This window comes from Agrobacterium salinitolerans, assembly GCF_002008225.1.
Lineage (GTDB): Bacteria > Pseudomonadota > Alphaproteobacteria > Rhizobiales > Rhizobiaceae > Agrobacterium > Agrobacterium salinitolerans.
In genome coordinates, this window is the sequence record NZ_MRDH01000026.1 from 61,128 (window position 1) to 87,710 (window position 26,583).

At 59.3% G+C, this 26,583-nt stretch carries 30 protein-coding genes; 19 read left to right on the forward strand and 11 right to left on the reverse strand.

Annotated features, from left to right (window positions below):
* Positions 1-35 precede the first annotated feature (35 nt).
* The gene (dapB, locus tag BS627_RS17960; RefSeq protein ID WP_077984526.1) at positions 36-863 is read left to right on the forward strand and encodes a 4-hydroxy-tetrahydrodipicolinate reductase; all 828 of its coding nucleotides are present in this window, start codon (positions 36-38) and stop codon (positions 861-863) included.
* Between the two features lie 9 nt (positions 864-872).
* On the opposite strand, the gene phnF is transcribed toward dapB, so the two are convergent.
* Entirely contained in the window at positions 873-1,610 is a 738-nt protein-coding gene (phnF, locus tag BS627_RS17965) for a phosphonate metabolism transcriptional regulator PhnF (protein ID WP_077984527.1), read from the reverse strand.
* Positions 1,611-1,692: 82 nt separating this feature from the next.
* Here phnF and phnG point away from each other — a divergent pair, with 82 nt between their 5' ends.
* The 16 genes from phnG to BS627_RS18045 all read left to right on the forward strand — a co-directional run bounded on the left by phnG (position 1,693) and on the right by BS627_RS18045 (position 16,097).
* Positions 1,693-2,154, forward strand: a complete 462-nt coding sequence (phnG, locus tag BS627_RS17970) for a phosphonate C-P lyase system protein PhnG (RefSeq protein WP_077984528.1) — start codon at positions 1,693-1,695, stop codon at positions 2,152-2,154.
* On the forward strand, positions 2,154-2,762 hold the full coding sequence (gene phnH / locus BS627_RS17975; protein WP_165691304.1) for a phosphonate C-P lyase system protein PhnH: 609 nt from the start codon (positions 2,154-2,156) through the stop codon (positions 2,760-2,762). The genes phnG and phnH overlap by 1 nt, the downstream gene beginning before the upstream one ends.
* Position 2,763: 1 nt before the next feature.
* A complete protein-coding gene (locus tag BS627_RS17980; RefSeq protein ID WP_077984530.1) occupies positions 2,764-3,873 on the forward strand; it encodes a carbon-phosphorus lyase complex subunit in 1,110 nt (369 codons plus the stop codon).
* Between the two features lie 133 nt (positions 3,874-4,006).
* Positions 4,007-4,909, forward strand: coding sequence for an alpha-D-ribose 1-methylphosphonate 5-phosphate C-P-lyase PhnJ (locus BS627_RS17985; protein ID WP_077984531.1), 903 nt, complete (start codon positions 4,007-4,009; stop codon positions 4,907-4,909).
* On the forward strand, positions 4,906-5,682 hold the full coding sequence (gene phnK, locus BS627_RS17990) for a phosphonate C-P lyase system protein PhnK (RefSeq protein ID WP_077984532.1): 777 nt from the start codon (positions 4,906-4,908) through the stop codon (positions 5,680-5,682). The genes BS627_RS17985 and phnK overlap by 4 nt, the downstream gene beginning before the upstream one ends.
* Before the next feature lie 67 nt (positions 5,683-5,749).
* A complete protein-coding gene (gene phnL / locus BS627_RS17995; RefSeq protein WP_077984533.1) occupies positions 5,750-6,457 on the forward strand; it encodes a phosphonate C-P lyase system protein PhnL in 708 nt (235 codons plus the stop codon).
* Positions 6,454-7,071 (forward strand): DapH/DapD/GlmU-related protein, encoded by a 618-nt coding sequence (locus BS627_RS18000; protein WP_077984534.1) that lies wholly within the window; start codon positions 6,454-6,456, stop codon positions 7,069-7,071. Before phnL ends, BS627_RS18000 begins: the two co-directional genes overlap by 4 nt.
* Before the next feature lie 238 nt (positions 7,072-7,309).
* Positions 7,310-8,170 (forward strand): phosphonate ABC transporter ATP-binding protein, encoded by an 861-nt coding sequence (gene phnC / locus BS627_RS18005; protein ID WP_077984535.1) that lies wholly within the window; start codon positions 7,310-7,312, stop codon positions 8,168-8,170.
* A gap of 85 nt (positions 8,171-8,255) precedes the next feature.
* Positions 8,256-9,161 carry a phosphonate ABC transporter substrate-binding protein gene (gene phnD, locus BS627_RS18010; RefSeq protein ID WP_077984620.1) on the forward strand — a complete coding sequence of 302 codons (906 nt, stop codon included), beginning with the start codon at positions 8,256-8,258 and terminating at the stop codon, positions 9,159-9,161.
* Positions 9,162-9,231: 70 nt separating this feature from the next.
* Positions 9,232-10,218, forward strand: a complete 987-nt coding sequence (gene phnE / locus BS627_RS18015) for a phosphonate ABC transporter, permease protein PhnE (protein WP_077984536.1) — start codon at positions 9,232-9,234, stop codon at positions 10,216-10,218.
* Positions 10,218-11,567 carry a phosphonate ABC transporter, permease protein PhnE gene (gene phnE, locus BS627_RS18020; RefSeq protein WP_077984537.1) on the forward strand — a complete coding sequence of 450 codons (1,350 nt, stop codon included), beginning with the start codon at positions 10,218-10,220 and terminating at the stop codon, positions 11,565-11,567. Before phnE (BS627_RS18015) ends, phnE (BS627_RS18020) begins: the two co-directional genes overlap by 1 nt.
* A gap of 264 nt (positions 11,568-11,831) precedes the next feature.
* Positions 11,832-12,530: a DUF1045 domain-containing protein gene (locus BS627_RS18025; RefSeq protein ID WP_170985425.1), complete on the forward strand. Its 699-nt coding sequence runs from the start codon at positions 11,832-11,834 to the stop codon at positions 12,528-12,530.
* Positions 12,527-13,663 carry an alpha-D-ribose 1-methylphosphonate 5-triphosphate diphosphatase gene (locus tag BS627_RS18030; RefSeq protein WP_077984538.1) on the forward strand — a complete coding sequence of 379 codons (1,137 nt, stop codon included), beginning with the start codon at positions 12,527-12,529 and terminating at the stop codon, positions 13,661-13,663. Before BS627_RS18025 ends, BS627_RS18030 begins: the two co-directional genes overlap by 4 nt.
* On the forward strand, positions 13,660-14,259 hold the full coding sequence (gene phnN / locus BS627_RS18035) for a phosphonate metabolism protein/1,5-bisphosphokinase (PRPP-forming) PhnN (RefSeq protein WP_165691305.1): 600 nt from the start codon (positions 13,660-13,662) through the stop codon (positions 14,257-14,259). The genes BS627_RS18030 and phnN overlap by 4 nt, the downstream gene beginning before the upstream one ends.
* An 87-nt stretch (positions 14,260-14,346) precedes the next feature.
* On the forward strand, positions 14,347-15,387 hold the full coding sequence (locus BS627_RS18040) for an AraC family transcriptional regulator (protein WP_077984539.1): 1,041 nt from the start codon (positions 14,347-14,349) through the stop codon (positions 15,385-15,387).
* 464 nt (positions 15,388-15,851) lie between these two features.
* Positions 15,852-16,097, forward strand: coding sequence for a helix-turn-helix domain-containing protein (locus BS627_RS18045; RefSeq protein ID WP_077984540.1), 246 nt, complete (start codon positions 15,852-15,854; stop codon positions 16,095-16,097).
* A 218-nt stretch (positions 16,098-16,315) separates the two neighbouring features.
* On the opposite strand, the gene BS627_RS18050 is transcribed toward BS627_RS18045, so the two are convergent.
* The 8 genes from BS627_RS18050 to BS627_RS18085 all read right to left on the reverse strand — a co-directional run bounded on the left by BS627_RS18050 (position 16,316) and on the right by BS627_RS18085 (position 23,627).
* Positions 16,316-17,305: an Ldh family oxidoreductase gene (locus BS627_RS18050; protein WP_077984541.1), complete on the reverse strand. Its 990-nt coding sequence runs from the start codon at positions 17,303-17,305 to the stop codon at positions 16,316-16,318.
* A gap of 123 nt (positions 17,306-17,428) precedes the next feature.
* The gene (locus BS627_RS18055) at positions 17,429-18,355 is read right to left on the reverse strand and encodes a TonB family protein (RefSeq protein WP_077984542.1); all 927 of its coding nucleotides are present in this window, start codon (positions 18,353-18,355) and stop codon (positions 17,429-17,431) included.
* Positions 18,352-18,828 (reverse strand): TonB system transport protein ExbD, encoded by a 477-nt coding sequence (exbD, locus tag BS627_RS18060; RefSeq protein ID WP_077984543.1) that lies wholly within the window; start codon positions 18,826-18,828, stop codon positions 18,352-18,354. Before exbD ends, BS627_RS18055 begins: the two co-directional genes overlap by 4 nt.
* Positions 18,829-18,834: 6 nt before the next feature.
* Positions 18,835-20,031, reverse strand: a complete 1,197-nt coding sequence (gene exbB, locus BS627_RS18065; protein WP_165691306.1) for a tonB-system energizer ExbB — start codon at positions 20,029-20,031, stop codon at positions 18,835-18,837.
* A 192-nt stretch (positions 20,032-20,223) separates the two neighbouring features.
* The gene (hutC, locus tag BS627_RS18070) at positions 20,224-20,961 is read right to left on the reverse strand and encodes a histidine utilization repressor (RefSeq protein ID WP_077984544.1); all 738 of its coding nucleotides are present in this window, start codon (positions 20,959-20,961) and stop codon (positions 20,224-20,226) included.
* A 27-nt stretch (positions 20,962-20,988) separates the two neighbouring features.
* Positions 20,989-21,774 (reverse strand): ABC transporter ATP-binding protein, encoded by a 786-nt coding sequence (locus tag BS627_RS18075; protein ID WP_077984545.1) that lies wholly within the window; start codon positions 21,772-21,774, stop codon positions 20,989-20,991.
* Complete coding sequence (locus tag BS627_RS18080; RefSeq protein ID WP_077984546.1) at positions 21,774-22,547, reverse strand: ABC transporter permease; 774 nt, start codon at positions 22,545-22,547, stop codon at positions 21,774-21,776. Before BS627_RS18080 ends, BS627_RS18075 begins: the two co-directional genes overlap by 1 nt.
* A 138-nt stretch (positions 22,548-22,685) precedes the next feature.
* Positions 22,686-23,627: an ABC transporter substrate-binding protein gene (locus BS627_RS18085; protein ID WP_162520586.1), complete on the reverse strand. Its 942-nt coding sequence runs from the start codon at positions 23,625-23,627 to the stop codon at positions 22,686-22,688.
* Positions 23,628-23,833: 206 nt separating this feature from the next.
* Between BS627_RS18085 and BS627_RS18090 the strand changes: the two genes are divergently transcribed.
* Positions 23,834-24,544, forward strand: coding sequence for a YoaK family protein (locus BS627_RS18090; RefSeq protein ID WP_077984548.1), 711 nt, complete (start codon positions 23,834-23,836; stop codon positions 24,542-24,544).
* Between the two features lie 12 nt (positions 24,545-24,556).
* On the opposite strand, the gene BS627_RS18095 is transcribed toward BS627_RS18090, so the two are convergent.
* Positions 24,557-25,075 carry a hypothetical protein gene (locus BS627_RS18095; protein WP_077984549.1) on the reverse strand — a complete coding sequence of 173 codons (519 nt, stop codon included), beginning with the start codon at positions 25,073-25,075 and terminating at the stop codon, positions 24,557-24,559.
* Between the two features lie 77 nt (positions 25,076-25,152).
* Between BS627_RS18095 and BS627_RS18100 the strand changes: the two genes are divergently transcribed.
* The gene (locus BS627_RS18100; protein WP_077984550.1) at positions 25,153-25,791 is read left to right on the forward strand and encodes a trimeric intracellular cation channel family protein; all 639 of its coding nucleotides are present in this window, start codon (positions 25,153-25,155) and stop codon (positions 25,789-25,791) included.
* Between the two features lie 75 nt (positions 25,792-25,866).
* On the opposite strand, the gene irrA is transcribed toward BS627_RS18100, so the two are convergent.
* Entirely contained in the window at positions 25,867-26,286 is a 420-nt protein-coding gene (gene irrA / locus BS627_RS18105; RefSeq protein ID WP_003507276.1) for an iron response transcriptional regulator IrrA, read from the reverse strand.
* Positions 26,287-26,583: the final 297 nt, after the last annotated feature.

The following is a 26,583-nucleotide window of genomic DNA, read 5'->3' on the forward strand; positions in this document are numbered from 1 at the left end:
TTCCAATCCGCCCGACATGAAAAGTGAGTGAAAACATGGGCAGCAGCGGCATGAAACTGGTGGTGGTCGGCGCGGCAGGCCGCATGGGACAGGCACTGATCCGCCTCATTCACCAGACACCCGGCGTTCAGCTGCATGCCGCTGTCGCGCGTGAAGGTTCGACTTTTGTTGGCCGCGATGCCGGTGAAATTGCCGGTCTCGGCCCCATCGGCGTCGAAATCACCAGCGATCCCTTACAGGCATTTCTGCATGCCGAAGGGGTGATCGATTTCACCTCACCGGCAACCAGCGTCACCTTTGCCGGCCTTGCCGCGCAGGCCCGCATCGTGCACGTCATCGGCACGACCGGCTGCTCGCCGCAAGACGAGGAAAAGTTCAAAGCAGCGTCGCGCCATGCCCGCATCGTCAAGTCAGGCAATATGAGCCTCGGCGTCAACCTGCTCAGCGTTCTCACCCAGCAGGCGGCGCAGGCGCTGGATGCGCAGAACTGGGATATCGAGATTCTGGAAATGCACCACAAGCACAAGGTGGATGCGCCTTCGGGCACCGCACTTCTGCTTGGCGAAGCGGCGGCGGCCGGCCGCAAGGTCGATCTTACCGCCTCTTCCGTGCGCGTGCGCGACGGACACACGGGCGCGCGTGAGACCGGCACCATCGGTTTTGCCACGTTGCGTGGCGGCTCGGTGATCGGTGAACATTCGGTGATTTTTGCTGGCGAAGGCGAGCGCGTCGAGCTTTCCCATTATGCCGGCGACCGCTCCATCTTCGCACGCGGCGCGATCACGGCAGCGGTCTGGGCCTTCGACAAGAAGCCCGGTTTCTATTCCATGCTGGATGTGCTAGGCCTTTCGCAGGCGGAATAAGCCCGTATTCTAATTTTCCACCGTGAATTCGACCGTATCGGCAGAAAATCGGCTGACGGCATATTGCACAGGTACGCCATCCATATCGGCATTCAATGCCTGAGTAACAAGCAGGATGGCCCCGGGCGACAGTTCGAGATCGACCAGATCCTGCGTATCCGCGTGGATAGCAGAAATGACGGTGGAGATGCGCACATAGTCCGCCACGCCAAGTATCTTGAAAGCGGCGGTGATCGATCCGCTTTGCTGGTATGCTTCGCCTATTCCGGCAAAACGATCAGCCGGGAACCATGTGGTCGAACGGGATACAGGGCGGGTGTCCGCCTTGCGCAGGGTTTCCAGACGTATGAGCGGCGTACCGGCAGTCAGTTGCAGCCGCGCTGCCAGATCGGCACTGGCCGGTTCGGTCGTGTGGGAAAGAAGTAGCGCCTCCATTTCCTTCACCTGATCGCCGATGCCTGCCGTGAAGCGCGTGCGCAGCGAAATCGGAAAACTCAGGCGCTCCTTGCGGGCGATCATCGTACCGCGCCCCTGCATCGGCTCGAGAATGCCTTCGCTGGCCAGTGCGGCAATGGCGCTTCGGACAGTATGACGGTTGACGCCGAATTTTTCGGCCAGCGTCATCTCGGGCGGCAACATGCCGGTTTCGTCGTGATCGCCGGCCGCAATCTCGCCCCTGATCCGGTCGGCGATCTGCCGCCAGAGCGCTACGCCGTTCTTTCTTTTCATCGCTGCCGCAGGGCTCATGTCACACGCTTGTCATTCATCGACGTTAATTGTAACTTATATTGTATAGTTGTCTATATCAATAGACATTAGAGGTCAAGCGATGAATAACGAAGCTGCGAATATAGATAGTGAAAGGAAACGGGTGGCTGCGCTTCTTGCCCGCGCCACCGTTCAGGAACTTGAGACGGTCTGGAGCCGGCAGAATGCCAGCCCGCAGACGGAAAACGTGCGGGGGCCGGAAACCGGCCTCGTCATGGTCAAGGGCCGCATCGGCGGCGGCGGTGCGCCTTTTAATCTCGGCGAAACCACCGTCACCCGCGCAACCGTCAAGCTTGCCTCGGGAACCGTCGGTCATGCGCATGTTCTCGGCACCGGCCGCAAGAAGGCCTGGTATGCGGCCGTTTTCGACGCGCTCTGGCAGGAAAGCCCAACCCGGGACTTCATCGAGACCGAGCTTCTTTCGCCGGTCGAAAAAAGACTGAGCGAGGAAAAGGAACGGAAAACAAGGGAAACCGCCGCCACGCGGGTCGATTTCTTCACCATGGTTAGAGGAGAGGATTGATGGGTGTGAAAGCCGAAGCATTGACGGGCGGCTTTTCCAGCGCCGTCTTCGATTCCCAGCGTATTTTCAAGAAGCTGATGGACGGCATGGCCCGTCCCGGCACGCCGCAGACAATCGAAACGGCTGTCGCCCCGCCGCTGCCGCTTGCCGCTGCCACCGGTGCGGTTCTGCTGGCGCTTTGCGACCACGATACGCCGGTCTGGCTGAGTGGCGCCTTGCGCAAGACTGCGGTGCCGGGCTGGATCGGATTTCACACCGGCGCGCCTGCGACGGAAGAAAAAGCGGCTGCGCATTTCGCCGTCATCGAAGCGGGCAGCGCCATCGCGTCCTTCGGCCTTTTCGCCCAGGGCAGTCAGGAATATCCCGACCGCTCCACGACGCTCATCATCGAATTGTCCGATCTGGACGGTGGGCGGGAATTGCTGCTTTCCGGGCCTGGCATCCGCCACGTCAACATCATCAGCCCTTCCGGCCTGCCGGATATTTTCCCAATGCTTTGGGCGGAGAACAACGCCATCTTCCCGCGCGGCGTCGATGTCATCCTGACGGCTGGCGATAAATTCGTCTGCCTGCCGCGTACGACGCGCATCAAACCCGTGGAGGCATAAGATGTATGTTGCTGTCAAAGGCGGGGAGACCGCCATCGCCAACGCGCACCGGCTGCTGGCCGACCAGCGGCGCGGAGACCGCGACCTGCCCGCCATGAGCGTGGGGCAGATCGTTTCGCAGCTGTCTCTCGCCGTAGATCGGGTGATGGCGGAAGCCTCGCTCTACGACCAGTCGCTTGCGGCCCTTGCCGTCAAGCAGGCGCGCGGTGACATGATCGAAGCCATCTTCCTGCTGCGCGCCTATCGCACCACGCTGCCGCGCTTCGGCTATTCGGTGCCGGTGGATACCGCTGACATGGCGGTGCAGCGACGCGTTTCCGCGACCTATAAGGATTTGCCCGGCGGACAATTGCTGGGTCCGACCTTCGATTACACCCACCGGCTGCTTGATCCCTCCCTCCTCGAAGACGGGGCCGTCGAAACCGCTACCCAGCGTGAAGGCGAGCCGGAATATGTCATGCGCGTTTCCGATATCCTCGCTCAGGAGGGGCTGATCGAAAGCGACGGCGACATGCCGGACGATCATATTGCCGGCGACCTGACACGGGAACCGATGGAGTTTCCCATGCCGCGTGACCTGCGCCTGCAATCGCTGGCGCGTGGCGATGAGGGTTTCCTTCTGGCCCTCGCCTATTCGACCCAGCGCGGTTACGGCCGCACACACCCCTTCGTCGGCGAAATCCGTATTGGCGAAGTAGAGGTCGAGCTTGATGTGCCGGAACTCGGCTTCTCCGTCTCGCTTGGCGATATCCAGGTCACCGAATGCCAGATGGTCAATCAGTTCAAGGGATCGGCGAAGGCACCGCCGCAATTCACCCGCGGCTACGGTCTGGTCTTTGGCCAGAGCGAACGAAAGGCGATGGCAATGTCGCTGGTTGATCGCGCGCTGCGCGCCGGCGAATTCGGCGAAGATGTCGTCGCGCCGGCACAGGACGAGGAGTTCGTCATTTCACACGCCGACAATGTGCAGGCGACGGGTTTCGTCGAGCATCTGAAATTGCCGCACTACGTGGATTTTCAGGCCGAACTCGGTCTGGTGCGAAAGATGCGCGCCGATTTCGAGGCGATCAACGCCAATGGCGCGGAATGGATGAGCGATGCGGCCGAATAGCTCAGCGGCTGTGCTGCTCGCCAAACCAGTAGGCGCAAAAGACGGTCGATGCTGCAAAGACAGCAAAGAACACGGCTGCAAGAATTCCAATCTCCATGAGCTTGTACTCCTTTTTTCACAAGGCTAACGCGCAATGCTTGAAGAAGTTTCATTTGACGACGGGCTGGCTGCCTACAACTTCGCCTATCTGGACGAACAGACCAAGCGAATGATCCGCCGGGCGATCCTGAAGGCCATCGCCATTCCCGGTTATCAGGTTCCCTTCGCTTCCCGCGAAATGCCCATGCCCTATGGCTGGGGCACCGGCGGTGTGCAGGTGACCGCCTCCATCCTCGGTCCTGATGATGTGCTGAAGGTGATCGACCAGGGCGCGGACGACACGACCAACGCCGTTTCCATCCGTGCCTTCTTCCAGAAGGTCGCGAATGTGGCGGTCACCACCCGCACGAAGGATGCAACGATCATCCAGACGCGGCACCGCATTCCGGAAGAGGAGCTGCATTCGGGCCAGGTGCTCGTTTATCAGGTTCCGATCCCCGAACCCCTGCGCTTCCTCGAGCCGCGCGAGACCGAGACCCGCGTCATGCATGCGCTTGAAGAATACGGCCTGATGCACGTCAAGCTTTATGAGGACATCGCCCGTAACGGCCGCATCTCCACCACCTATGCCTATCCGGTGAAGGTGGCCGGGCGCTACGTGATGGACCCCTCGCCCACGCCAAAATTCGACAATCCGAAAATGAACATGTCGGATGCATTGCAGCTGTTTGGCGCCGGGCGTGAAAAGCGCATCTATGCCGTGCCGCCCTATACCGATGTCGTTAGCCTCGACTTCGAAGATCACCCCTTCGAAATCCAGCGTTTCGACAAGCCCTGCGCGCTGTGCGGCGCAGAGAATGTCTATCTCGACGAGGTGGTGCTGGATGACAAGGGCGGGCGTATGTTCGTCTGCTCCGATACCGACCATTGCGAAGACCGCCGCGCCCATGGCCACAAAGGCCATCTGCTGGCGGATGTGAAGGAGGCCGCAGAATGAGCGACGCATCGCTTCTGAAAGTCCGGGACGTTTCCAAATATTATGGCGACCGCGCCGGCTGCCGCAACGTGTCCTTCGACCTCTATCCGGGCGAGGTTCTGGCAATCGTCGGTGAGTCCGGTTCCGGCAAGACCACCCTCCTCAACTGCATTTCCACCCGGCTGATGCCGACGGCGGGCAGCGTGGAATATCGCATGCGCGACGGCACGGTCCGTGACCTCTATCATATGGGTGAGGCCGAACGGCGTTGCCTGATGCGGACGGACTGGGGTTTCGTGCACCAGAACCCGGCAGATGGGCTGCGCATGGCGGTTTCCGCCGGCGCCAATGTCGGCGAGCGGCTGATGGCCGTCGGCAACAGGCATTATGGCAATATAAGGCAATCGGCCAGCGAATGGCTGGAGCGGGTGGAAATCGGCACCGACCGTATCGACGACCAGCCGCGCGCCTTTTCCGGCGGCATGCGCCAGCGCCTGCAGATCGCCCGCAACCTCGTCACCTCGCCGCGCCTCGTCTTCATGGACGAACCGACCGGCGGCCTCGATGTCTCGGTACAGGCACGCCTGCTCGATCTGGTTCGCGGCCTCGTCAACGATCTCGGTCTTGCGGTCGTCGTGGTCACCCATGATCTCGCGGTGGCGCGACTTCTCTCTCACCGCATGATGGTGATGAAGGGCGGTGACGTCATCGAACATGGCCTCACCGACCGCGTGCTGGACGACCCGCGCGAGCCCTACACGCAATTGCTCGTTTCCTCCATCTTGCAGGTCTAGCCGCGCGATTCCGAAAAATGGTCCCCGGTTTTCGGACAAAATCACGCGCAGAAAGAAAGAACCCACCATGACGACGCCTCTCATCGTTTCGGAAGTCTTCAAAAGCTTCACCATGCATCTTCGCGACGGTATCGAGCTGCCAGTCGTTCGCGATGTCAATTTCTCCGTCTCTAGCGGCGAATGCGTCGTGCTCGGCGGCCCTTCGGGCATCGGCAAAAGCTCGATCCTGAAAATGCTCTATGGCAACTACGCCATCGACAGCGGACAGATTCTCGTTCGTCATGAGGGCCAGGTCGTCGATATCGGCAATGCCTCGCCGCGCACGATCCTCGAAATACGCCACCGCACGATTGGTTATGTCAGCCAGTTCCTGCGCACCGTGCCACGCGTTCCAGCAATAGACGTCGTCGCCGAGCCGCTTTTTGCCCGCAAGGTTGCGGTCGAGGAGGCGCGCGAGCAGGCAGCGGCGCTGCTTTCGAAGCTCAACCTGCCGAAGGAATTATGGTCGCTGCCGCCGGCAACCTTTTCCGGCGGTGAGCAGCAGCGTGTGAATATCGCACGCGGTTTCATCACCGATCACGCCATCCTGCTTCTCGACGAACCCACCGCCTCACTGGATGCCGCCAATCGGCGGGTCGTCGTTGAGATGATCGCCGAAAAGAAGCGCAAGGGGACCGCCTTGCTTGGCATTTTCCATGACGAAGAAGTGCGCGAAGCCGTGGCTGACCGCATTCTCGACGTTTCGCGATTCTCGCCCCGGAAGGCAGCGGCATGAGCGTCAAGGTCGGTCTCGAACCCGTCATCCACGAAAGTGCCCGCGTCACCAATTCCTCGATCGGCCGCTATACCGAAATTTCGGAGCGCTGCCGCCTTGAGGAGGTCGAGATGGGCGATTACTCCTATGTCATGCAGGATGGCGCGATCTGGTGCGCCACCATCGGCAAATTCGTCAACATCGCCGCTTCCGTCCGCATCAACGCCACCAATCATCCGATGCAGCGGGCGACATTGCACCATTTCACCTATCGCGCCCGCAGCTACTGGGACGACGCCGAAGATGAAACGGATTTCTTCGCCGCCCGGCGTGCCAAACGGGTGGTGATCGGCCACGATGTCTGGATCGGCCACGGTGCGACCATCCTGCCCGGCGTCACGGTGGGGAACGGTGCAGTCGTCGGGGCCGGGGCGGTCGTTTCCAAAGATGTTGCGCCCTACACCATCGTCGGCGGCGTGCCCGCCCGGCTGATCCGCGAGCGTTTTACCGCGGAGCTTGGCAAGCGCATGGATGAACTGAATTGGTGGGATTGGGACCATGCGAGGCTGCGCAGCGCGCTGGATGATTTCCGCACACTCGCCGCCGAGGATTTCGTGGCGAAATATGGCGGGTAAACTCCCGCCTATACCGAAGCAATTGCAGTCCCGGGGTCATGTCCTGGGATTTCTGTTTGTCGGCTCCCGATATGCCACGCAGGATTTCCACCGCATGACAAGCCAGAAGAAAGGTTTGTCGGCGAACCCACGGGTGTCGTATCTGCGAATTATGTAATATTTTCTTCATCAAACTGACACTCACGCTTCACGCACCGCTGTTACGTCGAACCCCGTCAAAAGAAGATTGGACGGGGAAATGAGCTTTCACCTGAAGCAAGTCACGCGCCGTTTCGGCAACCACACTGCGGTCGATTCCGTAAATGTCGAGATACCGCAGGGTCAGATGGTCGGCGTGATCGGGCGCTCAGGTGCGGGAAAATCGACGCTGCTGCGCATGATCAATCGCCTCGTCGATCCGTCTTCGGGCTCCATTCATTTCAACGATACCGAAGTGTCTGCACTGAAGGGTGCTGCGCTCCGCAACTGGCAGCGCGACTGCGCCATGATCTTCCAGCAGTTCAATCTGGTGCCCCGCCTCGATGTGCTCACCAACGTCATGCTCGGCCGCCTCAACCACCGTTCAACGGCGCTCAGCCTTTTCAACATCTTCACCCATGAGGAGCGGCTGATGGCTATCGCCGCGCTCGAGCGGCTCGGCATCGAACATGTGGCCATGCAGGCGGCAGGCACGCTTTCCGGCGGCCAGCAGCAGCGCGTCGCCATTGCGCGTGCGTTGATGCAGTCTCCAAAGATGGTCCTGGCCGATGAACCGATCGCCTCCCTCGACCCCCTCAATGCCAAGATCGTGATGGACGCGCTGCGCGACATCAACGAGCGCGAAGGCATCACCGTCATCACCAACCTTCACACACTGGATACGGCGCGCAATTATTGCGAACGCATCATCGGCATGTCGCAGGGCCGCGTCGTCTTCGATGGAACGCCCGCCGAGCTCACTGCTGCCGCCGTCACCGAAATCTACGGAACCGATTCGCAAGGCTCCGGCATCGACGAGACCATGACCTCGACCAGCATCAATATTCCCGGCGCGCAGCTTGCCGCGCGTCCGGTGCAGCAATCTGCCGGTCCCGAACCGCTCGCTCTCGCCGGGCTCTGAGGAACCGCTCAGCATCGTTTGCGCCCGCGTCAAGGGCCAATATTTCACAACAAACTCCGGCTCGCCGGGAAACAGGAGAAAGTCCATGTTGAAGAAAGTCCTTCTTTCGGCAGTCGCCCTTGGCGTTCTGGCCGGTTCCGCCATGGCTCAGGACGTCAAGGTTCTGCGCATCGGTCTCGACGGCTCCGAAAACGAAGCCGACCAAATCCGCAACACCAAGTGCGTTGCCGATGGCCTCAAGGCTGCAACCGGCGTTTCCGAAGTTCAGGTTTTCCCGTCTCCGGATTATAACGGCGTTATCCAGGGCCTGCTCGGCGGCACCATCGACATCGCTTCCATGGGCGCATCCTCCTACGCCAAGATCGCCATCGCAGACCCCAAGGCTGTCGATCCGATCCTGACCTATACGGGCTCCGATGGTTCCAGCGGCTACTACACCATCATGGTTGCTCGCAAGGACAGCGGCATCAAGACGCTGGCTGATGCCAAGGGCAAGAAGATCGGCTTTGCCGACCCGGACTCCACCTCCGGCTTCCTGGTCCCGAACGTCGCCATCCCGAAGGAAACCGGCACGCCGATCAAGGAATACTTCTCCGAGACCGGCTTTGGCGGCGGCCATGAGAACCTCGTTCTCGCCGTTCTCGACAAGAAGTTCGATGTCGGCACCACCTTCGGTTCGGGTGTTGGCAAGTGGGAAGAAGGTTACTCCGGTGGCAACCTTCACCAGATGGTCAAGAAGGGCAACCTCGACATGGACGATATCGTCGAAGTCTGGAAGTCGCCGCTGATCCCGAACGGTCCGCTGATGGTTACGAACAAGCTCGGCGACGCGATGAAGCAGAAGGTCGAAGACTTCTTCATGGAACTGCCGAAGAAGGATCTCGCATGCTTCCAGGGCTTCACCCAGGGCAAGAACACCGCCTACATCAAGGTCGATCCGTCCTTCTACCAGACGATCATCGACGCCCGTAAGTCCGTTATCGGCGGCTGATCCTGCGATCATATCCGGAAGCGGCGGTGCCCCACGGCGCCGCCGCTTTTGCCAATAAAGGAAAAGCGGCATGGCGACCACACTGCACAATGGTACCCTCTCGCCCGAGGGGTTGAGCGCATCGTCCCGGACGGTCATGCGCCATTATCAACAGCAGCTTGCGACACGACGAATCTATACCGTCATTTCGCTCGTGATCTTTCTCGTCATCCTCGCCGCCTCCCTGAATTTCGCCAATGAAGCCAATTCGGGAAAGTTCTTCGAGCGCCTGCCCTATTTCTTCGATTTCATGAAGACCTTCGTGCCCGATAGTCCGCTGGAAATCTTCCGGGCGATGTTCGACCTGCCGTCGCCCTATGCGGATGGTTCGCTGAAATATAACTACGTCGCGGATCGCGTTTACATCACCGACGGTTTCTACATCCCGCACTTCATCTACCAGCTGATCATCACGCTCAATATTGCGCTGGTCTCGACAATCATCGGCACGAGTTTCGCCTTCGTGCTCTGCTTCTTCGCCTCCACCAATCTCGTCGGCGCCGGGCTCGTGCGCTGGGTGGTTCGCCGGATTATGGAAGTGCTGCGCGCCTTTCCGGAAATCGTCGTCGCCGGGCTGCTGACCGCCATCCTCTCGATCGGACCGATCGCCGCCATCATTGCGATTTCGGTCCATACGATCGGTGCGCTGGGTAAGCTCTTCTTCGAAGTGGTGGAAAATGCCGATATGAAGCCGGATGAAGGCTTGCGTGCCGCCGGTGCCAACTGGCTGGAACGGGTGCGTTTCGCCATCGTGCCGCAGGTTCTGCCCAATTTCGTCTCCTATGCGCTGCTGCGCGCCGAAATCAACGTGCGCGCTTCCACCATCATCGGCGCTGTCGGCGGCGGTGGCATCGGCGAAGTCTTCCGCCTGTCGATCGGTAACGATCACGCGTCAAAGACCTATGCCATCATCATCCTTCTGCTGATCACCATCATTGCCGTCGACCAGTTTTCCAGCTGGCTGCGCCGCAGGCTGATCGGCCAACAATCCTTCGAATTCGGACGGAGAGCGGCCTGATGTCGTCCAGCTTCATTCTCAACACCGCCGACCGCGAAAGGCTGACGGCTGCATATCCCGGCGTATTCAACCGCAGTTTCATGCAACGGTATGGCCTGCTCGTCGGCCTTCTTGCCGTCACCGCCTATCTCATTGGCTGCTTTTTCTTCTTCAATGTCGGACCGGCCTTCATGCAGGGGCGGTGGGATCGCGCTTCGAGCTATATTCAGGACTGGTACTCCTGGCGCGCCCAGCCGCGCCTGCGTTTCGAAGACGGCAAGGTTGAACCGCAATGGTCGAGCCGCGGACAATATCCGGTTGATGCAAAGATCGACTGGCTGCAGCCCCTGCCGGGTGGCGGTTACAGCGTCGTTTATAGGGGTATGGAAAACCGCCTCGACGTGACCCCGACTCAAGTGGATGTCTATATCGACGGCAGGAACTATCCAATTATCATCAACGACGACGGGGCTGTCGCACCACAGGGGATACCCGACGAAATCCAGCAGGACGGCAAGAAGGTCCTCGTCCATTATGGCTTTGCCGGTCAGGCAGAAATCCGTACCAGTCAGGTCTATGTCCAGCGCCGGTTCCTCGGATGGGCGAATTTCCTGTTCGACACCAAATCGGAATTCTGGGGCAAGAGTTATGGCGAGCTTGCCGCCCTTGCGCTCTGGGGAGAGCGGCTCGATCCCGCACGCTCCAATATCGGACATATGGTCGATGATTTCCTCGACAACAGCGTCTGGCAGCATGCCGATATTCTGTCCAAGCTGATGCAGACGCTGGTCATGGCCTTTGTGGGCACGCTGTTCGGCACGCTCGTCGCCCTGCCGCTCGCCTTCATCGCCGCCCGCAACATCACCGCCAACAGGGCAGCAAACTGGGGCATGAAGCGTCTGTTCGACTTCCTGCGTTCCATCGACATGCTGATCTGGGCGCTGTTCTTCACCCGCAGCTTCGGTCCCGGACCGATCCCCGGCATTGCCGCGATCTTCTTCACCGATACCGGAGCGCTCGGCAAGGTCTATGCCGAGGCTCTGGAAAATGTCGACGACAAGCAGCGCGAGGGTGTCAAATCGGTCGGCGCTTCCCCGATTGCGGTCAACCGCTTCGGTGTGCTGCCGCAGGTGTTACCGGTCTTCATTTCGCAGTCACTCTATTTCTGGGAAAGCAACACCCGCTCCGCCACCATCATCGGCGCGGTGGGCGCCGGCGGCATCGGTCTGAAACTGCTGGAAGCGATGGGCACCAATGCCGACTGGGACAAGGTCGCCTATATGGTCCTGCTTATTCTCTTCGTCGTTTTCCTGTTCGACCACATCTCCAATTCGCTGCGTTCACGCCTGATCGGCAAAACACAACACTAGGTCTGAAGGGATGGAATGACGAACCTCGTAACGATGGTCGTCATCTCCGCCAGACACCCGCGCAGTCCCGATTTATGCCGGTCGTCATCATCTCCGCCTGTGTCTTCAGCACATTAGGAAGCCTGCCGCATTTCCAATGCGCTTTTTTCCCTCGGCATCATCATTCTGTCACGGAAACCAATTACCTCGCACTCCTGACCTTGCGGGAAGCCGGCGAGTCACGCCAAATAGCTTCTCATCCCTGGTCTCCCATGACACTGAAGAGTGCTTGCCGTGCGCTATGCCATCTATTTTTCTCCGGCTAAAGATCACCCGCTGACGGAGGCCGCGTCACGCTGGCTGGGCCGCAACGCATTTTCCGGCACGCTGCATGACGACCACGACGACTATGCCGAGATCACGGAGGAGCCACGCCGTTACGGTTTCCACGCGACCCTGAAGGCTCCTTTCGAGCTTGCCGAAAAATACAGCGAAGCGGAACTGCTAACGGCCTTCGAAGATTTCGCGGCCAGCCAGTCCACCTTCGAAATTCCGCGCGTCGTCGTCGGTGCACTCGGGCCCTTTTTTGCACTGGTCCCGGACCGCACCTATCAGCCGCTGCAGGATTTTGCCGCCGAGATCGTCGATCATTTCGACCGGTTTCGCGCGCCCCTGTCCGAGACAGATATTGCCCGTCGGCGGCCACAGATGCTAACGGAGAGCCAGCGGCAGAATCTATCTCTCTGGGGTTATCCGCATGTCATGGATGATTTCCGTTTTCATATGACGCTGACCGGCCGCATCGACGAGAGCGAGCAGCCCGCCATGCACAAGGTGCTTTCGGCGCGGTTTTCCGAATTCACCGATCGACCCCTCAGCATTTCCGGCCTCGCCTTGTTCATTGAAGAAACGCGCGGCGCGCCATTTACCGTTCATAGCTGGCGCCCCCTTGGCCAGCCTCCAAAGAAAGATGCGACCCCATGACCGAGCACGCCCTTTCCAATGCCCGTATCGTTCTGGAAGACGATATTATTCTGGGCTCCGTCCTGATCCGTGACGGCAAGATCGCCGATATCAGCGCAGGCGCCTCCAAAACCGGCGAAGACCTGGAAGGTGATTATTTGATCCCGGGTCTGGTGGAACTGCATACCGACCATCTCGAGCAACATTATTCGCCGCGCCCCGGGGTAATCTGGGACAAAATCGCCGCCATTCAGGCCCATGATGCACAGGTGGCAGCTTCCGGCATCACCACCGTATTCGACTGCCTGCGGCTCGGTTCAGATGAAGACGGCGGCTTCAAGAAGGGTGAAATGCGCGAAATGGCTGACGCCATCGAGGCCGCGGCCGATCAGAATCGCCTTCGTTCGGATCATCTGCTGCATCTGCGCTGTGAGGTCGCCTCCTCGGATGTGCTAGAACATTTCGAAGACTTCGAAACCGATCCGCGCGTGCGGCTGATTTCCCTGATGGACCATTCCCCAGGGCAGCGCCAGTTCCAGTCGATGGATCAATATATATTCTATTACCAGAAGAAGCGCGGGCTGAGCGACGAGGCTTTCGCAGAGTTCGTGCGGCGTCGGCAGGCGGCGTCGGCCGAATATTCCGCCAAGCACCGCGATTATCTGGCCGCCCGCTGCGCCGAGCGCGGCATTACCGTAGCAAGCCATGACGACGCCACCGAAGCGCATGTCGGCGAGGCTATCGGCCACGGCGTGAAACTGGCGGAATTCCCAACCAGCGTCGAAGCCGCAAAAGCCTCGCACAGCGCCGGCATGAGCGTGCTGATGGGTGCCCCGAACATCGTTCGCGGCAAGTCCCACTCCGGCAACATAGCCGCCCGCGATCTTGCCGAGATCGGCGTTCTGGATGTTCTTTCTTCCGACTACGTGCCCTTCAGCCTACTCTTTGCGCCATTCCTGCTCGCCGATCAGGTGGAAGCCATCAGCCTGCCGGAAGCGCTGCGCATGGTCACCGCCACGCCGGCGCGCACCGTCGGCCTTCTTGATCGCGGTCGTATCGCGACGGGATTGCGGGCCGATCTGGTCCGGGTTCACCGCGAGGACGGTGTGCCGGTCGCCCGTTCCGTCTGGCGTCAGGGCAAGCGCGTGGCATGAACGATGATGGGCAGGATAATCGGCGCGAGCAATCGCCGGGTACGATGATCGTGGTTGTCGGCCCCAGTGGGGCCGGCAAGGATACGCTGATGGAGTACGCGGCAGCGCGATTGTGTGGACGGCCGGGCTTTCATTTCACCCGCCGCGTCATTACCCGCAGCGGCGATGCCGGAGGTGAAAACCACGATGCCGTTTCGATGCACGAGTTCAACCGGTTGGAAGATGCGGGCGCCTTCGCGGTATCCTGGCAGGCGCATGGGCTGAAATATGGCATCCCGGCCGCTGTCTACCATCATCTCAATGTGGGAGACGTGGTCATCGCCAACGGTTCACGTTCCGCCCTGCCGCAATTCGGAACCGCCTTTTCCCGTCTTAAGGTCGTGAATATCGTTGCCCGGCCGGATGTGCTGGCAAGGCGGCTGGAGCAGCGCGGGCGGGAAAGCCGGGACGATATTCTCCGGCGGCTGGAACGCAGCTCGCTGAACGTCAATGGAGATTTCGACGTTACGACCGTCGATAATAGCGGCGCTATCGAAGATGCCGGCCAAGCCATCATGCAGGTGCTGGAGCAAAGCGCAGACACCAATCGCACTTAAAATCCCGAAGCCGGGCTGCTCGACAAACGCTCTCTCAAAGCTTACCATCAGGCGACAATTTCCAAACATGGTACGCCAAGGCGAGGGATGCCCGAAAAGAGGGTCAGTGACGAGATAACTGTGGTGGCCGGTCTGGCTGCCGGCGTCAGCAATTATGCCCGGTCCCGGGGCATCGATATCGTGCCGATATGCGCGGCTTTGGACATTGATCCAGCCACATTCAGCAGCCTGACGGAACGCATCAGCCTCGATAGATTTTCCCGCCTGCTCGAAACCTGCGCACTGATTTCCGGCGACGACGCCTTCGGTCTGCAATGCGCCTCCACCTTTCCGGCGGGTGCATCCGGCGCGTTCGGATATGGGCTGATCAGCGCACCGACGGTACGGGCGTTCCTTCGTTTTCTTCAGGACCATGTCTATTACGCCACCAACAACAGCAATTTCACCATGGTAACGGATGCCACGCAGGTAACCCTGTCATGGTCTTTCGCGCCGGTTATCGCCAAACGCGATCAATATGTGGATTTGTCCCTTGCCATCCTGGTGCAGCGTCTGCGTGATATTCTCGGAGACCGTATCAACCAGATAGAGATCGGTCTGGAGCGGCCGAAACCGGATAATATTCAGCTATTTAAAGAAAGAATGACCAGGCGCGTCAGTTTTTCCCAACCGATCCATACCATGCGTCTTCCGATATCGCTTCTCGATGTGGTCAATCCGGCTGCGGATGAGCGGCTGTTCGAGTTGATGAACCTGCAATGCCGCATGTTGCGACCGGAAACATCGGCGGATGCGACCCATTTCATTGATCAGGTAAAGCGGTACATGCAGATGCGCCTATCGGATACCGAGCTTTCACTCGGTGAGATCGCTCCTTATTTCAACCTGTCGGAACGCAGTTTTCAACGGCGGCTCGCAGAGCTCGGCACCAATCTCAACGAGATAAAGGACGCCATTCGCAAAAATGCCGGTTTCAAGCTTCTCGTGGAAAGCGATCTTCCTGTCTCCGACATTAGTTACAGGCTCGGTTATTCGACGCCCGGTGCGTTTTCGCGTTCCGTCTCCCGCTGGTTCGGGGCGACACCGACGGATATTCGCAAGAAACACGCGCATCATTCCGCCGGATAATACATGTTTGACGGCATCAATATTTCGCAATGACGCATCAAATTTAAGAAATATGTCGGAGACCATCGCAATATGTGCCGAAACATAACAGTAAAACGGAAAACTTGGCGCGCGATGTTATTCTATCGGTGAGGCATATCACCTATTAGAGCGCCGCATATCCCCAAGGCGTGACGAAAACATTCCAGGGCCTTGAAGCTGCATTTTCCGCAAGATCGATTTTGTCTCTGGCGATATCGGTGTCGCAGTTCCTCTCAATGCTCAAGAATAGAGCGTCCGCGCCGGGATCGACTGGCTGGGAAGCCAGCTTTTATTGCGTAATTCCCAATGCCGAATGAAACCTATTGGCGAATTTAGCGTTTCTGTTCGCGTGTAGACAGAGCGGTAAACGAGCTGGTTTCGGGGAATGAATCATTGCCTGATCGTGCGCCGGAAAGGCCAATCTATTTTAAGGCTGAAAGAAAATGTCTTCAAATACACCGCATGAACATCGCCAAACGCGTGAAATTATCCTTTCGGAGCGTGAGCGGCATTATCTGGGTCTGGTCGCGAGGGGCAAGCATCCCTCCCATGTCGCCTTGATGACGGGTGCTGACGAGGCGGACGTAAAGGATACTCTTGAGCGCGTGCGACACAGGCTGGGTGCGGCCAATCTGCTGAACGCCGTCAGCATCGCATTGCTGCGCGGCCTGATCGAGCAAGAGGCATAGTCGCCGCCCTTATATTCAAGCTTACGCGAAACGTCTCCTCCCGTAAGCTGAAAACCGAATGAGCGGCTTTCTGCGTCAAAATCCTTCCATATCAGTGGCGGGATGGCGGACCAAAGCGGACCGGACATGATGCCCGGCCCTATCGACGCGAATGTAAAGCAGCCATGTACGGTTTGCCCGGCGGGTCATATTCGACCCGCCGGGTTTTTATCATCACATCAGAGCGATTGAATTTCGGCCAGAATATCGCTTTCGATCACGATGCCGCTTTCCAGTGCCTGTTTGCGAATCCCCTGACTGCGGCGGCCGGGCAGACGCACATTTTCCTGCTTTTCTATCTCGCCGGCGATAAGCGCCAACCGCTCGGTAAAGGTCGCGCCGCCTGACGATACCGGGTCTATGGCGATGATCGTGTGGCCAAGAGAGGGTGGCGCTCCCTTGTCGTCCAGAAGCGAAGAAGCCTGGAATGCGAAGTTCCCGCCGGTAATCGCGGCGGCCATGATCTCCACCATCAATGCCAGCGCAGCGCCCTTGGCCTCGCCCGCGGGCACCATGGTTCCCTCTATTGCCTCTTCGGGATCGGTCGTCGGCCGGCCGTTTCGGTCGAGCGCCCAGTCGCCGGGTATCGTTTCACCCTTCTGGCGGGCGGCCATGATCTTCCCGCGAGCGACCTTGGAGAGCGCGAGATCGATGACCAGCGGATCGGCGCCGCTGACGGGCGTGGCGAAGGCGATTGGGTTGGTTCCATAAAGCGGTTTGTTGCCGCCCCAGGGCGCCATGGATGCCGGCGCGTTGGCGAACATGAGTGCAACAAGGCCCATTTCGGCGATCCGCTCGACGGTCAGCGCCATAACGCCTGCATGATGGGAGCGGTGGATTGCGGCAAGCGCAATGCCCTGCTGCCGGGCCATTTCAGGCAATTCCTCGAGAGCGCAATCGATCGCCGGATAGGCATAACCGTGGTTGGCGTCAACCGAGAGTACGCCCGGCTTCACGCGGGTCGCTGCCGGACGCGCCTCGCCATCGACCTTTCCAACCCGCGCCTGCCGGACATAAACGGGGATACGGCGAAAACCGTGACCACCTTGACCGGCCGCCTCGGAGGCGACGAGTGCCTTTGCCACCGAACGGGCGTTTTGCGGCAGAACGCCGTTGCGCTCAAAGATAGAGGATACGAGATCCTCCGCCTCTGCGATTGAGAATTTCATTCCGGAATGCCTCTGCTCGTAAAGTCTCCAAGACCTACACCATCGAAAACATTCGCGAAATGTTATTCGCGCGCAAACCGCGCCGTACGCGCGGAATAGCGGGTGCGCCCCAAGCGGGACGGCCTAGCGGATGCTGATCGGCAGTGTGATCGTTTTGTTTGCGTCCGGAGGTGGAGCAGGCACAGGTGATGCGCTCTGAATCCATGCCGCAATCTGCTGGTCGATAGAGGAATCTCCCGTAGACTGCACAACGCTGACACCGCTGATGGCGCCAGCATCGTTGACCCGGAAGCGAACCGTCGCGGTCATAGCATCACTACGCAGAGACCGGGGCTTGCGCCGTTGAATATGCGAGCGGACCTTCGCCCCCCATTTCGCCGGTGAGGCGGACGATGACGAGAAGAAGCCGGCGTTGCTGCGCGATGCCGCCGTCCGGTCGGACTGCTGCGCTTCAGCTTTTGCCGTTTCGCGAAAGTCCGAGGCCTGCTGCCGTTTGGGACGCTGGCGCTCGACCTTCTTTTTCTCTTCCGGCTCTTTCTTTTCCACCTTCTTTTCAACAGGTGACGGCGGAGGGCGCATGACGGGCAGAGGAACCTCGATATTGTCGAGTTCCGCCATCATCTGCTCCTGAACGGGATCGACCGGCTCGACGGGTTCGGGAATTTCCTGCGGTTCGACGATCTCCTCGACGGGCGGTTCGGGCAACTGCACCGGCTCTGGCGGCGGCGTTTCCGCAACCGGCTCCGGTGGCGGCGGCTCTTCCGGAGCGGCTTCCTCCACCGGTTCGATGCTGTCGCTCTTTACCTCTTCGGCGTCTTCGACATCCTGCGCCTGCGTCGTTTCTTCGGTGTGGACGGCTTCCGGTATCGCCGCCATTTCGATCATGATTGCTGCAGGTGGTGGCCCACCGGCATCCACCTCCTCGGGCTCCTGCATCAGATAATAGGCAAAACCGGCGTGAACGCCCAGCATGAGCAGCGCCGCGGCGGACCACAGCGTCACTTCCCCGAGACGGGAATGGCGGGCCTGCGGGTAGCCGTTTTCACTCATGGCGCGGTTCCCGGCGCTGCGGGTTGGCCAACGGTAGCGGGCTGCGATGCGGCAGCCGCGTTTTCCAGCCCTACAAGGGCGATCTTCAGATAGCCGGCATCTCTCAGCAGGTTCATGATTTCCATGAAGTGGCCGTAGTCGACGGCCTTGTCGGCCCGCAGGAAGATGCGCGTATCCTTCTTGCCGCCCGTCTGCCGGTCGATGGCGGCGGCCAATTCTTCGCGGGCAACCGCATCATTTCCCAGATTGAGCGACAGATCGTCCTTGACGGTCAGATAAAGCGGCTCTTCCGGGCGCTCCGCCGGTTTGGCAGTGGATGCCGGCAGATCGACATTCACATCGACGGTGGCGAGCGGCGCCGCCACCATGAAGATGATGAGCAGAACCAGCATCACGTCAATAAAGGGCGTGACATTGATCTCGTGGTTTTCGGAGAGATCGTCTCCGTTATTTTCGCGAATACCGCCAGCCATGGCCGATCACCGTCCAACCAGCGATACTGCGGGCTTGCTGGCGCTGCCCGGCGGAATGCGGCGGAAATCGAGGTCGCGGCTGACAAGGCGCTCCACGCCGGCTGCGGCATCCGCCAGCAGATGGCGGTAACCGGTGATCGAGCGGGCGAAGACATTGTAGATGACGACAGCCGGAATAGCGGCGACAAGGCCGATGGCGGTGGCGAGCAGCGCTTCGGCAATGCCCGGCGCGACGACGGCAAGATTGGTCGTCTGCGATTCCGAAATGCTGATGAAGGAGTTCATGATGCCCCAGACGGTGCCGAACAGACCGACGAAGGGAGCAGTGGAACCGATGGTCGCCAGAACACCCGTCCCGCGCGACATGCGGCGGCCCGCATGGGTTTCGATACGCGAGAGCGCCGAAGAGACACGTTCCTTGATACCGCCGCCATCAGTATGGTCGACCACCGCATCGGAAAGCTGCATTTCATGGGTTGCCATGCGCAGCATCAAGGCTGCCGGACCGCCCTTCTTTTCAACCGCTTCGGTGGCCTCAGTCAGAGTTTTTGCCTTGCGAATGACCTTGAGCGTCGAGCCGGCGCGCACCCGAGCACCCGCAAGCTCGATAGACTTCGCGACCCAGACCGTCCAGGTGACCAGCGATGCGAAGGCAAGACCGATCATGACACCCTTCACGACCCAGTCGGCCGCCATAAACATGCCCCAGGGAGAAAGGTTGTGCGGGATATCCGCTCGATGTTCAGCGCTCGCGGGTTCGGTGCCGAGAGGCTCTATCGGGGTCGCGGCTTCATTCGGCGCGGTCGTCTGGCCCGTCTGTGCGGGTTGCTCGGTTTGCGCCGGCTGCGGCGCCAGGCCTTCGGCTCCCGGTGCGGTATTCGTCGCAGGCTGAGCGGGTGCAGACTGAACTGCTGCGGGCTGAGTTGACTGAGGCTGCGAGGGCGCGGTGGCAGCCGGCTGTCCCGGCGCCGTCGCGGAAGGCTGGACTGGCGCGGCGGCCGGAGCGCTCGGCGTTACAGGAGTTGTCGGCTGAACCGCTTCTGATTGCGGTGCGGGCTGTGCCTGGGTTTCCGGCGCCGTCTGAGCGAAAACCGCGCCGGCATTCAAGCCGGCCAGCAAGGTGACAGCCATGGCAAGGGAGATATGCCTTGTTGTGTTTGCCTTGTTGAAGGATGCGGAAGAAGTTGAGGTCTCAGCTGACATAATTTTATCCCGGATTTCCGTCGATGAACTCATCCGCAGATTGACCGGTTGTTGAAAACCGGGGCCTTGAACGGATGCCGTCGTGAAAGCTTGACGTTCCGATAATAAACCTGAGTTCCTTTGACAACTATTATATTGTCAAAAGACGACTCGTAAACTCTTCTTTACAAAAAATTGACCGATCGACGACTTTCAGCTGTTCTGCGAGGGCGAAAACTGTGCGACGAGCGCATGGCGGTCACCAGGATAGGTGACACGGACGCGGGTGACATAATCCGCCCCATGCCACGTCCGTCGATCGATGACCAGACAGGCAGCACCGGAGGCAATACCAAGCGCCGCCGCATTTTTACGGTCGGCCGAAACAGCGCTGATGCGGTGTTCGGCAGCGCTCCAGGGCACCATTTTCAGCAGCCACGTCCCCGGCCCGATCTGTGAAAAATCCGCAGCTTCCGCATCCGGAACGGCGGTAACATTGATGATGCGTTCCTCAAGGCAAAAGGGAACGCCGCCAGCGAAATGCGTGCAGGTAAGTTCCAGGATCTGGGCGTCGGCAGCAAGCGCCATGGCCGCACCGTCTTTTTCCCCCGCAGGACGCAGCCGGCGTTTGTCGAGATGGTAACTGTAGACGAGACCCAGCGCCTGCACCTCCCGTTCAATATCGTGGATTTCCAGAACGGCGGATTGCGCATGGGGTTGGCGAACGAAAGTGCCAAGCCGGCGGCGTCTTTCGATGAGTCCGCGCTGCACCAATTCACCGAGAGCCTTGTTCACCGTCATGCGTGAACAGGCATATTGCCTGGTCATCTCATGTTCGAAGGGAATGCGATAACCCGGCGGCCATTCGCCCGACATGATGTGGCGCTCGACATCATTGCGGATGCGCTCATGCAACGATTTTTCTTGAAGATCGGCGCCAGCACTTCTCATCCCGATGCCTTTATCCTCCCCTTTCGCCTATCCATGGGCCGCAGCGGCAATCGCCTCACTGCGGATTTCCTCCGTAAGCTTCGCGCGCAGCTGCGAAAATTCCGGACTGGCCTTGATCGTGTAGTGACGCGGATGCGGCAGGTCGACCGGCATGATCGACTTGATGCGACCCGGCCTTGCGGACATGGTCACCACACGCGACGCCATGAAGACCGCCTCTTCGATATCATGGGTGACGAAAATGACTGTCTTCTGCTCACGCTCCCATATGCCGAGCAGCAACTCCTGCATCAGACCGCGTGTCTGGTTGTCGAGAGCGCCGAAAGGCTCATCGAGCAGCAGAATTTTCGGGCCGTTCGCGAGCGCACGGGCAATGGCCGTTCTTTGCTGCATGCCGCCAGACAATTGTTTCGGCCAATGATTTTCGAAACCGCGCAGGCCGACCTTGTCGATATAGCTATCGACGATCTCCCATTTTTCCGTCTCGGCCACGCCGCGTTCGCGCAGGCCGAAGGCGACGTTTTCGCGGATCGTCAGCCAGGGAAACAGGGTGTAGGACTGGAACACCATGCCGCGATCCGCCCCCGGGCCCGTCACCGCCTTGCCGGACAGCAGGACTTCGCCGGTTGTCGGACGGTCGAGACCGGCGATGATGCGCAGCAAGGTGGATTTTCCGCATCCCGACGGGCCGAGGATGGTGACGAAATCATTGCGGGGGATTTCCAGATCGGTGGGCTGCAAGGCCAGTGTCGGCTGCCCGCCCTGCACGCCCGGAAAGGTGCGGCTGACGCCCTTGATAACGAGCTCGTTCATCAGGCAAGCCTCCAGGCGAAAAGCTTCCGGTTCAACGATTTGAACGCGAAATCCGAAATAAGACCGATAATGCCGATGACGATGATGCCGAAGATGATCTGCCCGGTCGCCATCAGCGCCTGGCTGTTGATGATCATATAACCGATGCCCGAGGAGGCGCCGATCAGTTCCGCGACAATGACATAGGTCCAGGCCCAGCCGAGAACGAGACGGAGGATTTCCGCGATATCGGGCGCGTTGGCAGGAATGAGAACACGGCGAACAACACCCCGATCCTTCGCACCCAGCGTATAGGCGGCCTCCACCAGATCACGCCGCGTGCCGGCGACAGCCACGGCCACCATCAGGATGATCTGGAAAACCGCGCCAATGAAGATCACCAGCAGCTTCTGCATCTCGCCGATGCCGGCCCAGAGAATGAGGAGCGGCACGAAAGCGGAAGCAGGCAGATAGCGCGCGAAGGAGACGAAAGGTTCCAGTAGCGCCTCAATGGGCTTATAGGCCCCCATGGCGATGCCGACCGGCACCGCGACGACCGAGGCCAGCACAAAACCGCCCACCACGCGCCAGATCGTCATGCCTATATCACTGGCAAACCCCTGATCGGTGAGGAGGTAGATGCCGTCCTTCAGCATGGTGATGGGGTCAGCCAGAAAGGTCGCCGATACGAAACCGCCCAGCGTGGCAAAGCCCCAGGCGAAAAAAAACAGCACGAAGAACAGGATGCCGAGAGCAATTCTCGTGCTGTTCCTGATGGGTTGAAGAGGTTGCATCTGTCGCCTGTCCGGAAAACCGGCGCGGCACCTTTGCCGCGCCATTAGAACGCCATGCGCGTTTCGTGACGCACAATCGACGCACTCACCTGTCTTTGGCTGCTAGATTCCCTGCAGGGAATGCGGCCGCCTTTTCTGTTACTTGATGAAGGACGTATCCGCGAGTGTCGAAAGATCGGGTTTCGACTTTATCACGCCGATTTCCAGCAGCAGATCCGCCGATTTTTCCGAGAATGTCTTGAATTCACCCTCGAAAAACTTCTGGTTGGCGGCCTTGTCCTGCCATTCGAGGAACTTTGCCGAAGCGGCAAAGGCCTCGCCGGTCTGCTTCACATCCGCGCCCATCGTCGCATAGGACTTTTCGGGATCGGCCTTGATGAGTTCGAGGGCCTGGAAATAGCTGTCCGCCAGGGCTTTCGCCGCCTGCGGATTGGCCTTCAGGAAATCCGGGGTGCAACCGAACGTATCCATGACGGCGGGATAATCCAGCGTCGTGGCAAGGATTTTACCCTTGTCAGGGGCGGCGCGGACAGTGGACAGATAGGGCTCGTAGGTCATGGCCGCGTCATTTTGACCGGCAACGAACGCCTGCGCGGCCGGCCCCGGTTCGAGGTTGACGACCTTGACGTCCTTCAGGGTGAGCCCGTTTTCCTTGAGGATCCAGGCAAGGAAGAAATAAGGCGAAGTGCCCGGCGCGGAAGCGGCAACCGTCTTGCCTTTCAGGTCTTCGACCTTTGCCACATCACTGCGCACGGCGATGCCATCGGCGCCATGCGATTTATCCATCTGGAAAATCTGGGTAGATTTCACGCCATTGGCGTTCCAGGCAATCCATGTTTCCACTGTGGTGGCTGCGCACTGGATGTCACCGGAAGCAAGAGCCAGATGGCGGCTCGCCTGCGGTATTTTCTTGATATCGACCTTGAGGCCATTCTTTTCGAAAATGCCGGCCTGTTTAGCGAGCGTCAGCGGCGCAAAACCGGTCCAGCCGGACATCCCGATCGTTACCGACGTCTCGGCATAGGCGGAAGCGGATGAAAAGAGCGCGGCGACTGTGGCGAGAACCCATGTTTTCTTCATGATCTGAACCCCTTTTGATTTATTTTTGTGCGATGTTGTTTTTCGCTTTATTTGAGGCATGGTAGGCAGGGATTTTGTATTTGTCTAGACAAAATAGAGGTTCCAGAGCGCCTCCAGAACGATTGCAAATGTACCGTCCGGCATTTTAGACATAGGATAACACGGCCCCACCCACAGGCCCGCCGTTTTTCCATATCGAGCTCTCCATGACCAGACAAAGACGCCGCAGTATCATCAGGGCAAGGCGAACCGGAACCGGAATTGCGCTGGTTGCCGCCATTTCCTTCATCGCGGGCATGACGGATGCGGTGGGCCTGCATATTTCAGGTGACTTCGTGTCGTTCATGACCGGTAACACCACGCGCGCCGCAGTCTCGATGGAGGCTGGCCTCTATTCCCATGCCGCGAAGCTGCTTTTCGCAATCGTTGCCTTCGTGGCGGGCAATGCCGGCGGCATCGTGGTGGCGCATAAGTTCGACCGGCGCATCTTCGCCGTTCTGATGGCGGTGGGACTGCTGGTAACAATTGCCGCGCTGCTCGGCGGCGAGACGTCCGCTCTTGCGCAGTTTTACCTCGTCGTTTTCGCCATGGGCATGGTCAACGCCGCCGTTGAGCACATTGAGGGACTGCCGATCGGGCTTACCTATGTGACCGGCGCGCTTTCCCGCTTCGGCCGCGGCATCGGCCGTTTTCTTCTCGGCGAGCGGAGCCTCGACTGGGGCATTCAGATCGTGCCATGGCTTGGCATGATATGCGGCGCGATCTGCGGCGCCGTTCTCGCCGCCACGCTGCAATCGAATGCCCTTTGGGTGGTTGCGGCCACGGTTTTCACCGTCGCCATCGCCACCTTCATCATTCCGCGCTCGCTTCGCCAGCGCTACAATCAAAGGGTCAAAATCCGGCGAATTTCGCCCTGAAAATCGTCGTCGTCACTTTCGCGAGATGGTGACGAATTTCGTGCCGCGGACCCGCACCGTCATCAGGCAGGGTTCCTTGTCGGTACGCTCGCAATAACGCGGATGCATCTTCAGCACGAAAACCATGTTGCCGAACCGCTTGATGAAATCATAACCGTAAATCCGGGCCGTCGCGATCATCAGATAGCCGCCCTCTTTCACCTGGACATAGAAATTATAGGGGCATCCCTCGTCGTCGCAGGCGCGGCCTTTTTCGCCGTCGCAATCCAGAACGCCATGATTGACAACGGCATCCATCAGCCCGTCATTGTTGATATCCAGCCGTGTAACGAAATCGTCGCCGAAGGCCGCCGCCCTGCATTCGTTGCGGAAATGATCCTTCTCGTAAATCTCCGGATCGTTCACCAGCTGCTGCTGCGCCGCGAGCGCCACCGGGAACATCAAGAGAACCAGCGCCTGAAGAGCGGCAACGAGAGCGATTCGCACGGCATTTTCCTTTGCATCCGTTTGAGTTATGGATGTTGCGATCATCCGGGCGGCCAGCCTAGAGTTTAGTGCTTGCGCGACACTGACGTGTTCGCTGCCCGTGTTCCGGGAGGAACCTTTTCATGACACTTCTCGGTTTTCTCGATTATGCCGGCGTCGCCGTGTTTGCCGCAACCGGCGCACTCGCCGCCTCGCGCAAACAGCTGGATCTGATCGGCTTCCTGTTTTTCGCAGCAGCAACCGGCATCGGCGGCGGTACGGTGCGCGATCTGGTACTGGGCAGAACGCCAGTATTCTGGGTGATAAACCCCACCTATATTCTCGTCTGCGTCTCGGTCGCGGTTCTGCTGTTCTTCACCGCGCATCTTTTCGAATCCCGTTATCGCGTACTGATCTGGCTCGATGCCCTCGGCCTGTCCGCCTATTGCGTCATGGGAGCAGCCAAGGGCCTTGCCGCGAGCGGCTCGGCAACCGTCGCCATCGTCACAGGCGTTCTGACGGCGACATTCGGAGGGGTGCTGCGCGATATTATGGCCGGGGAGCCTTCCGTTCTGTTGCGCCCGGAAATCTATATCACCTGCGCGCTTCTGGGTTCCTCCACCTTCATTATCGTCTATTTCTTCGGCGCACCGCTTTATGCCGCATCCGCCGCGGGTTTCCTGACAGCCTTATCCGTGCGCTCCGGTGCGTTGCTGTTCGGCTGGACTTTCCCACCCTATAAGGCCAAGCCCGGCAGACGGCCGGAAGACGTGATGAAGTGACCTGTCGAAAGAGACGCTGAAAACAGAAATGGCGCCCTTCGGCGCCATTTTCATATCCGTCATCAGATAGAAGCGTCAGCCGCGCTTGCGGCGAAGGCGGATCACCACGTCCACATGGGCGATTTCCATGCCCTCGGGCGCTTCCGGCAGATTGTCGATCTGAAGATTGTTGACGGGAATATCGAGAACCTCGTTCTCACCTTCCACGAAGAAGTGATGGTGGTCCGAGACGTTAGTGTCGAAGTAGGTGCGCGCACCTTCGACGGCCAGAACTCGGATAAGGCCGGCTTCGGTAAACTGGTGCAGCGTGTTGTAGACCGTGGCGAGAGAAACGGGCACGCCAGCGGTGACCGCCTCGTCATGCAGCTCCTCGACCGTCAGGTGGCGATCACCCTTTGCGAAGAGAAGATCGCCCAAAGCAACGCGCTGGCGCGTGGGCCGCAGCCCCGAGCGCCGCAGCCTCGTTCCGATATCCAATGTGGCGTCAAATGCCATGCCATCCCATTCCAAACAGGGGTATGAAACCCGTCAATTGCAATAGCATATATCTTTTGCAGGGATTGCTTTCAATAGTTTCAGCGCCGCTGCGTGTCGCAAATGGCTGCAAACCGGCCATTCCTGCAAATTTCCTCTGGTTCCAGCCGGATGGTTCCTGTATGCGGACGGCATATTGAGGTAATGACTTCGGCAAAGAAGGTTCTGAAGACAAAGAATGGGGGCGAAACCGCCTCTGCCCTTGCAGCGCTTCATTTTGAACCTAACTTGCTCTAGTGAAGTCGTTCAACACCAGTG